Origin of the sequence: uncultured Shewanella sp. (genome assembly GCF_947491715.1) — a bacterium.
Lineage (GTDB): Bacteria > Pseudomonadota > Gammaproteobacteria > Enterobacterales > Shewanellaceae > Shewanella.
Window position 1 is genome coordinate 25,050 of record NZ_CANLKR010000048.1, and the last position, 9,038, is coordinate 34,087.

The following is a 9,038-nucleotide window of genomic DNA, read 5'->3' on the forward strand; positions in this document are numbered from 1 at the left end:
CTTAATATGAAGCAAAACACTCGTTAATCACGAAATAATCATCTATTAACGGCGCGAATGAGATAACTGTAAAGGGGATGTGATGCCCGTTTATCAAACTAAAAAGATCAATAAATCGCTTCATCAAAGCGTTAATTTCAAACTGTTAACCAAGCAAAAATCATCTCAAGACCCCTGCAAAAAAACGACGAAAGGCCCTGGCCACAGTATTGCCCAGTTTCAGAAAAATCATTTTCAGAAAAATCAATTGCAGGTAACACCAAAAGCCCATCAAAGTGGGCAGGTTGCTCGTTCTACTGCTCAGATCCAAGATAGTATAATGCAAGATGTTGAGTTTGTGGATAAACGTCCTGCAGCTATTGCACAACGTAAGCTGCGAGAGTTGACTAACAATAGTTTGCAAGCCAAACAAACGGTACAGTTACAGGCTGTGGCGCAGAATGATATAGCTCAAATACAGCCCATTCAAAAGAAAGAAAACAAAACAGCACTTATTCAAGGTCAATTCTATCTGCAGGGAGCAAATGGGACAACAACTTGGATGAATCACGCACCAGATCCCACTATGTATGAAGATACAACAGAAACGAAGAGAAGTTTTTTTAGTACTTACCCAATATATAAACACAAGCTGCTTGATAGTCGAAGTTATCCAACCACAGAAACTGATACTACCTTAGATCAAGCTCGAACCACAGGTGTGGTCCCACAAGCGTTAGTTACAGAGGTTTACAGTGTAGCCTCTGTCATTAACTCCCTGAGTAACCAGCAGAAAGCTAGTTTTGATGCAGCATATAGTACTTTAGGAACCTATTGCCGTGATGTAGATAAAACGAAAGTGATAGAGGGAGCCTTAACAAATGTACGTTCAGGGGCCTTGTTTAGTCCCACACAGCAAAATGCTAATGATGCCCGAGGAAAAGTTATTTTCCTAAAACGTTTCCGCTTAATGGTGAATTATATTCAAAGTGTAGGGGAGCAAAAAATCGGGAAAGGCCCACAAAAAGTAAAGAATGTTTATTGGATTCAAAGCACTGGCTCTGATCCGCATGCAGGTGGCCACCATGCACTGTTTTTAGTGAATAAGGTGAATAATCACAAGCAGCTCTACAAACCACATAGTTTAATGTTTGAAAACGCTTTTGTAGGGAAAAACGGAATTATTAGTGACCTCAATAAAAGTGCACAACAGCAAGACTACTTGCCTGTTATGGATATCAACCCGAATGCCCATACTGAAGAATTTGTAACAAGAGTAGGTCATCAAGGAGATGCAACATATACCAATGCAAAACATGCCGAACATTTTGAGAAACTAGGAAGGCTAGAGCTTGTTTCGCATGTGTTTGGTGTTTCAGATTTACATGCAGAAAATATTCTATTTGGAGCCTCAGGCCCTGTTCCAATCGATTCTGAGGTAGCCGGTTCTTATCCTGATACAACAGGAATTGAATCTGGTATGGGACCTGGAAAAGTAAATGCGGCAAATGAATTTAACACTCCATCTGCTTTATATGTAAATGGTCAACAGCAGCGAATAAATAATCATCAGTTTAATGCTGGCAAGACAGCAATGAGTCATTTGATCAAAACAAGAAAACCAAGTCTTTTAAAAAAATGGCGAAAGCATCTTCGTGGGGTAGACAGTTTTAGAGTAGTGCCAATAGCGACAGGTACATTGGCAGGGTATCTCAAGGTTGCTCTGAATAACAAGCACAAAGCAGCCATGAAGGCTCAATTTACTCAGGATATGACCACCTTTATTGGTAGTAATGAATTGGCTAAACATTTTAAATTGAAACTTACCAAAAAGAGCACAGAGCGTTTTTGGAACATTCTTCGAGGGGGAACTTTACCTGCCTTTGAATTTCAGATGAAAACAGGCCAACTACTTATGGATGGTACAACGGTCGCTTACCCAACGATAAAAAATGTTACAGCCGAAACAAGTGTTCTAAAACTCAGTGAACTCGCCAAAGGGCGAATGAACGCATTGCCTTGATTTTTCTTAATAGGAAGAGATTAAAACGCCTTTTAACCCCATTTTTACTCTTGGCTTAAAATGAAGATTCCCGACAGTTTGTAGAACATTTGCAATTGAATCATGGCGGTATTTTTATCTCTAGTGTGGGATGAACTTTATTGTGAACATTTCTATTTTTTATTATCGCTACCTACATTCTATATGTGTTTCTATTGCCTGAGATAAGAAAAACTTGCCCACTCAACTCTTGCCCACTCAACAAAGGTTGGGCGGGCAAGGGCTGTGGCGGCATGAATGCACTTCATTCACGCCGCCATAAAGAGTGTGACTTTTTAGTCTTGCTTTAAACCATCTTCTTCTCCCTCATAAAAAAACATATTGCACTCGATATTGTTGAGGTGATACGCCACTTTTAGTCTTGTTTTAAACCATCTTCTTCTTTCTGATAAAAGGCATATCACACTCGATATTGTTTAGGTGATGCGCCACTTTTAGTCTTGTTTTAAACCATCTTCTTCTTTCTGATAAACGGCATATTGCGTTCGATATTGCTTGGGTGATAGCCCTGAGTATTGTTTAAATGCGGTGGAAAAATGGTTGGAGTCCTTATAACCCACTGTGTAGGTGATGTCAGCAATGGATTGCTGGGTGTGGATGAGTAATTGCGATGCTTTTTCCATGCGTTGCTTTTTGAGCCAATTGAGCGGTGTTGCACCGTAATAGGTTTTAAAGGCTAAAGACAGCTTATTGCGGTTAGTGGCCATTTTGCTCACAACTTGACTGAGATTGACGTCATTGCTCATTTCAGACAATAAGTAGTGGGCTGCCTTCTCGGCCAGAGTCAGCAGTGGATTGGCCAGTATAGGCGCTTCTTGATTGACACTGTGGTGTTCTTTTTCTTTTTCAATACAAGCTTTACAGATTATTTTTTTTTACGGCTTGTCAAGCAAAGCTGCTGCACACGGAGTTGCAGTTCTGCTTCGATGAGGGGGGCGTAACATAAGTCGCTAATGTTTGCGGCGAATAGTAATGTCCTTTTAGTGTTATCCAAGTCCGTTAAGGCCAGAATAGGGGGAAGAGTGGCGTAGGTTTGTCTTAAGTCATTCGTGAGTGCGTTGAGAATATCGGTGACGTGTTCCGAGGCCGTTTGCGTGAGATCCATGATAATGAGATCCACTTGTATATGAACATAATTTTGCAGGTTATCCCTTTCTAAAGTATGCAGATCATAGCTTTCTTGGCAGAGTGACTGATTGAGCAGAGTTAAGGCGGCAGAGTTGACATTAATAGCGAAGATTTTTTTTTAAACTCATGATGATTTCCTTTTAATATTAAGCCGTTATTGGCTGTTAACATTGTTAACATTTTTGAATCAAAAGGTCTATTACATCCTGTTACATTTGGTTTTGCTCATTTTCACATACTGATGCTATTGCTGAGTTGGCACGTGAAATGACCTGTCAATACTCATTCTTTTTGGGGGGCGATTTAGTGCATAAAGTCAAGATGCTTGTGCATTTTTCGAAGGCGGGCCTAAGGGGGAATGCCCTATTCTTTTTCCTGAAGCAAGGGGGAAATAAAAACCTGATGAGCGGCCATTGATTGAATAAGTGAAAGTGATTGAATGAGTGAGACAAGCATTCCAATAGCCAATAGCAAAAAGGGCGGAGCGTGCCACAAGGTTTATTGAATGCTTTACTCAATCAATGTCCTACTGAGTGCTTGATTGATTGATTGAGTGAAAGTGAAAGTGAAAGTGAAAGAGTTAGCGCAGCGCGACTGAATTGATAGCAAAACAATAGCCAAAAGCAAAAAAGGGCGGAGCGTGCACCCATGTCAGACAATGAAAAGCTGCAGTCACAATGGTATGTGCTGCAAACTAAACCCAATACAGAAATCAGCTTAAGTGAATTGATCAATTCCAATACTGAGGTGGACATTTGGAATATTCACTGTTACTTACCCACTCTCAAACAAGGGGCAAAAACCCTGCCCATGTTTAAAGGTTACTTGTTTGTCTGTCACGACGAGAACGGTTTTCATCAACTGAATTATCAAACCGGAGTTAAGTGCTATGTGCGCTTTGGCGGTATGCCCAGTAAAATACGTGCTCGAGATATTGAGTTAATGCACCAAGTCGAAGCGCACTTTAATGGGGTCAATTCAGTGGACTCATATCTTGTTAAAGGAATGCGAGTGCGGATCACAACGGGGGTGCTGGCCGGCCGTACAGGCGTGTTAATGGACTCACCCAAAGGCAAAAAAGTGGCATTAGAAATCGAAAACCTAGGCCGGAGTTTACTGGTGCAGGTGCCGCCATCAGACTTATTAGTCCTGGACAATATGGACAGTATCAATAATACAGCGTAATCAAGTTATACCCGTGATACTTCAAGATGCCTGTTTTCAGAGTGCGTAAAAGTGCCTAATTCAAGGCGCATGATTGCAGAAATGCTTATTGCCTTTTCAAGTTATGCAACACAGAAGTAGCTGCTTTTACCCACTCCCAACGGGTTGGCCTCTTTATATGTAAAAGCAAGGCCTTTTATACTGCGTTACTGAACACCGACTTAGAATCACTAAGCCCGCTGTTCAGCTGACCATCAAGGATGATGGAAATGTCATTTATGCAGGAGCAATTAATGACCTTGTCTAAAAGGCTTTTAATTCCAACTGAATCCTGCATCTTGAAGTATCACGGGTATAGTAAAGGTCAATGTTAACAAAGCAATGAATAAGTTTATTCAGCAAGATCAATATAATATTTCTGAGTCTACTGATATTGAATAAAACCAGGTGAGGTTTGAAAAGGGACATAAAGGAGGGAGCATGGCACACGCCGCTGATCTTGTTAATCCAGAGCAAAATCAATATTTAGAACAAGCATTAGTCAATACATTGAGCCAACAGCTTTACACCTTAGGGCAAGCCATTAAACAAGGAGAAGATCAACCTAAGTTATCTCTTTTACTGCAAGCTTTTCATGACAGTATGGATACTTATATTCATTCTCCTGCGATGCAATCGCTACAAGTGGGGTTTGGACTGACTGAACTTGAGTTGAGGCTTATAGGTCTCGTTTTTATCACGACACTGGAGCCTGATACCTTGACCCATTTTTTAGGCTTGAGTTGGTTTGAACAAGGGCCGAGTTTGTCATTAGAGCGGGTATTATTACTGAGTAAAAACCAGCAACAGAGCAAAATAACCTGCTTAGAAGAGATGTTGACTTCTATGCAGGCATTTCAGTGGGGAATACTGTCAAGTCCAGAGCAAACACAGCCGCTTATCCATTCATTGCTGCTGGCTCCCGATGTCTTTAGGCATTTATTGGGGGAGCAGGTGAGTGTTGAGATGCAATCGACAAAGGTTCAGTTGCTGAGATCAAATGAGGATGTGGCGATTAAAATAGGCTTTGCCGACTTGCTCAAACATTCATTAGCACAGGTGAATATTGTCAGTGGGTTAGCCCATGACGATCGTTGTGGGTTAGTGGCACAATTTGCTCATCAAAACCAGCGACCTTGGCACCACGTCAGTTTTAATGCATCACAAGATACTGACCGACATGACATGATCTTGGCTTTTCGGCAAATGAGATTGATGGCGAATAGGCAAACCTGCTATATCTATTGGCCTGACTTACTCGATTATGTGCTGAGCGCTGGGGAGACTGAAGGGATATTATCCTTGTTACTATCCAATCGGCGTTGGGTGTTTTTTTGTGATCCTATTAACGAGCATACGGATCAGGTGATTGAGCAAAGCGGTGGTGTTAACAGCGAATTAAATTGGTTCGATAGTCACCGTCTTAGGCAATACCTCAACCAAAATCAGGTGATTTCGCTGCGATTAACCGCACCTGAGCCAAAACAATTAACCCAAGCTTGGCTGGCGATATCTGAGGTGTTAGTGAAAACCTTTAGCGGAACACTGAGGCCGCTGACGCCGAGTGACGCCGCTTATCTGGCGAATTTATATCCGTTGACGCCTGCCGTGATGAGCCAAGTTAACGCCCATGTGATCGCGCTGCTCGATAGGTGTCATGACAGCGATCCTTTGCTTAGCCTATTGCAGCAAGCCTGCCTGCAAGCAAACAGTACCAGTCAGGGGCAATTGGCCAAATTGAGTCAGCCTCGATATCAACTCAGTGACATGATCTTAAATGATAATACCCAAGCGCAATTACAAGACTTGATAGACAGACTGGTTTACCGTTCTCAATTAACTCAAGCCTTGCCGCATTTTGTCCCCGGTGTCCAAGCCCTCTTTTGGGGGAAACCCGGCACAGGTAAATCCATGGCAGCAGAGGCCATTGCGGGGCAGCTAAAATTGCCCTTATATAAAGTTAATTTAGCCAATGTGGCCAGTAAATGGATAGGGGAGTCTGAAAAGCATTTAGCCAAGTTGTTTGATGATGCACAAAAACAAAATGCGGTACTGTTATTTGATGAGGCAGACGCCATTTTTGCTAAGCGCAGTGAGGTGGAGTCCAGTCATGATAAAAATGCCAACATGGGGGTGAGTTTTTTATTGCAGCGCATGGAAACCTATACCGGATTGTTGTTACTCAGCACCAACTTTAAAAGTAATCTAGATGATGCCTTTTTGCGCCGTTTTCATGGTGTGGTGGAGTTTACCATGCCTGATGAGCATTTGCGTTTTCAATTGTGGCAACGGGCGTGGAGTCGCAGCATTTCGATTGCATCAGGCATTAACTTGCAGGCCTTAGCACAGCAATTTGAATTTACCCCCTCACAAATCAACAATATTGCCGAAAGAGCGCTACTTTACGCTTTTAAAGCGCAACAACAAACCATCAGTAAAGCCCTGCTAGGTAAGGCCATTACCCGTGAACTCGAGAAGCAAAATGCGGGCTTCCTCGCCGAACAAAAACTCAGCCTCTGGTTGGCATGACAAAGCCTGTGACGAGTAGGCTAATAAAATGCATCTATACCCAAACCACTTGAAGATGCAGGATTCAGCTGGAATTAAAACGCGTTTAGGCAAGGCATTGAGTTGAGGGCTTAGTTATTCTAAGTTGATATTCAATAACGCAGAATAAAAGGCCTTGCTTTTACATATAAAGAGGCCAGCCCGTTGGGAGCCTGTAAAAAGACTAATTTCTACGTTGCATCACCTCAAAAGGCAATAAGCATTCTTTCAATAATGCACCTTGAACTAAGCCTTTTTACGGGCTCTGAAAACATGCACTTTCAAGTGGTTTGGGTATAAGTCAGGTGAGGTTACATAAAAGTGTTTCAATAATAAGGAAAAACTATGGATCCGCTTGTGCTCCAAAAAACACAAAAGGCACTAGATTCCCTCATTCGAGAAAAAGTCTTTAGTTTAAACCCCAGCGCCGAAGAGCTTGAATTAAGTTTTATTGCGCCCAACAGTGAGTTTGTCGCAGAGCTGGGTAACAGCCCTGTGATTAATTGTTATCTCATTGCGATTAATGAAGATAAAAGCCGCAGGCGCAGTGAGCCCATGCGCACGCGCTTAGATGAAACAAAAACCCGGCGCACATTACATAAAGAACCTCGGTATGTGGACATCAGTTATATGCTCACCGTCTGGTGTAAAGACAAACGCGGCAGCGCCGAGATTGAACACTTACTCATGGGATACCTGATTTGCGGCCTAGGCATGTTCGATTTTATGCCAGAAGACATGCTTGCGTTGCATCAGTTCGATCCCAATCCCTATGGCATACGCTTTACGCTATTTGGCAGTGAATACAGTGACAAAATCAGCGGTCAAGTTTGGCAAGCCATGGGCTCAACCCCCAAACCCAGTTTGATGTTGTCCCTGTCGGTCCCTGTTGCCGTGCATGAACCCACGCATTTACCTGTGATCAGGGAAATTGATCGGGCGCTGAGTAAGAAATAATGCCCTTTAAGGGGAAAGCAGAGCAAGCCGCGATTGCTCTGTGGCTTAATCGAACGACTTGATTGTCCAAATACCTCCATCCTATTGTTAATTAGGTTTTCACATGAATAACACACACATAAATGACAAGCTGGCAAAATACTTTCAATCGGGAGATGTCCCCACAGAAGCACAATTTGGCCAGCTAATTGATGCCGCACTCGACTTGAGTGTCAATAAAAGCATGGTCGATACTCAGGTTATCCGTACTGTGGATGTCGTGCTTGAAGATAATATTGCAAACCTAGATCAGCTAACCAGTGCAATCATAGAAAAATATGCACTGCTAGACGGACAGACAATTTTGCTGGCGGCGCAACAAAATGCAGTGGAAAATGGGATTTACCTTTTCGATGGTAGTGCTTGTACAACCTTATATACCACTACGGTTAATGAGAATATTGCCAACCTAGGTACGCTAGCTGCCGAACAGATCAGTCGCTTGCAATTAATGAGTGGGACATTGGTTCGCCTTAATGCACAAAGTAACGATGCTGAAAATGGCATTTATCGCTATGCTCTCGAGCTGATAACAAAAACAGTTTTTATTAAAGTGAATGAAAATATTACAGAACTCACGGATATCCCGACAGAAACTGTCGACCGCTTAAGCTTAACCGATAACGGCTATTATCAGCTAACGGCGCAAACAGCAAGTGAAGCCAATGGCCTTTATCAATTTATTAGTAATAGCCTGATTAAGCTTGTTTATACAGAGGTTACTGAAAATATTGCCGATTTAAGTCAAATCATCTCTGCACAAGTAAGCGAGTTTGCACTGAGCAGTGGCTCATGGGTCCTTTTACAGGGCCAGAGCAACCCAGTAGAAAATGGGCTCTACCGCTGTAATGGCGCTTTTGTTGATAAACAAATCCCTTATTACCTAGGCTACGCGCTGAAAGAAGTGAAACTGGGTGAAGGGACTCAGGCTTTATGGTTTATTTATCAGCAGGATAATGAAACTCAGGCCAATTACTGGAAACAAAGGTTTGATTTAAGTGCCGATAATATCACCGCTGGGACTTTAGATAATGCCAGGTTACCGTCACAAATAGATTTAACCCAAGGGGATATGGTTACCGGTACACAAGTAAAGGCCACTCAAATTAAAGCAGATACCTTT

General features: G+C 42.3%; 7 protein-coding genes. 5 read left to right on the plus strand and 2 right to left on the minus strand.

Annotated elements, in window-relative coordinates; all coding sequences use genetic code 11:
* Positions 1-82: 82 nt before the first annotated feature.
* Positions 83-2,002, plus strand: coding sequence for a DUF4135 domain-containing protein (locus Q0779_RS21310; protein ID WP_298775817.1), 1,920 nt, complete (start codon positions 83-85; stop codon positions 2,000-2,002).
* Between the two features lie 473 nt (positions 2,003-2,475).
* Here Q0779_RS21310 and Q0779_RS21315 read toward each other — a convergent pair whose 3' ends face one another.
* Together Q0779_RS21315 and Q0779_RS21320 are read right to left on the minus strand one after the other, a co-directional pair.
* Complete coding sequence (locus Q0779_RS21315) at positions 2,476-2,787, minus strand: helix-turn-helix transcriptional regulator (protein ID WP_298775830.1); 312 nt, start codon at positions 2,785-2,787, stop codon at positions 2,476-2,478.
* Positions 2,788-2,906: 119 nt separating this feature from the next.
* The gene (locus Q0779_RS21320; protein WP_298775819.1) at positions 2,907-3,146 is read right to left on the minus strand and encodes a hypothetical protein; all 240 of its coding nucleotides are present in this window, start codon (positions 3,144-3,146) and stop codon (positions 2,907-2,909) included.
* 671 nt (positions 3,147-3,817) lie between these two features.
* On the opposite strand from Q0779_RS21320, the gene Q0779_RS21325 reads away from it, so the two are divergent.
* The 4 genes from Q0779_RS21325 to Q0779_RS21340 all read left to right on the plus strand — a co-directional run.
* Positions 3,818-4,354, plus strand: a complete 537-nt coding sequence (locus tag Q0779_RS21325; RefSeq protein WP_298775821.1) for a transcription termination/antitermination NusG family protein — start codon at positions 3,818-3,820, stop codon at positions 4,352-4,354.
* A gap of 459 nt (positions 4,355-4,813) precedes the next feature.
* Positions 4,814-6,901 (plus strand): ATP-binding protein, encoded by a 2,088-nt coding sequence (locus Q0779_RS21330; RefSeq protein ID WP_298775823.1) that lies wholly within the window; start codon positions 4,814-4,816, stop codon positions 6,899-6,901.
* Positions 6,902-7,264: 363 nt separating this feature from the next.
* Positions 7,265-7,876 carry a Pvc16 family protein gene (locus tag Q0779_RS21335; RefSeq protein ID WP_298775826.1) on the plus strand — a complete coding sequence of 204 codons (612 nt, stop codon included), beginning with the start codon at positions 7,265-7,267 and terminating at the stop codon, positions 7,874-7,876.
* Positions 7,877-7,979: 103 nt separating this feature from the next.
* Positions 7,980-9,038, plus strand: a 1,059-nt coding sequence (locus Q0779_RS21340; protein WP_298775827.1) for a hypothetical protein, incomplete at its 3' end; no start/stop codon positions are given.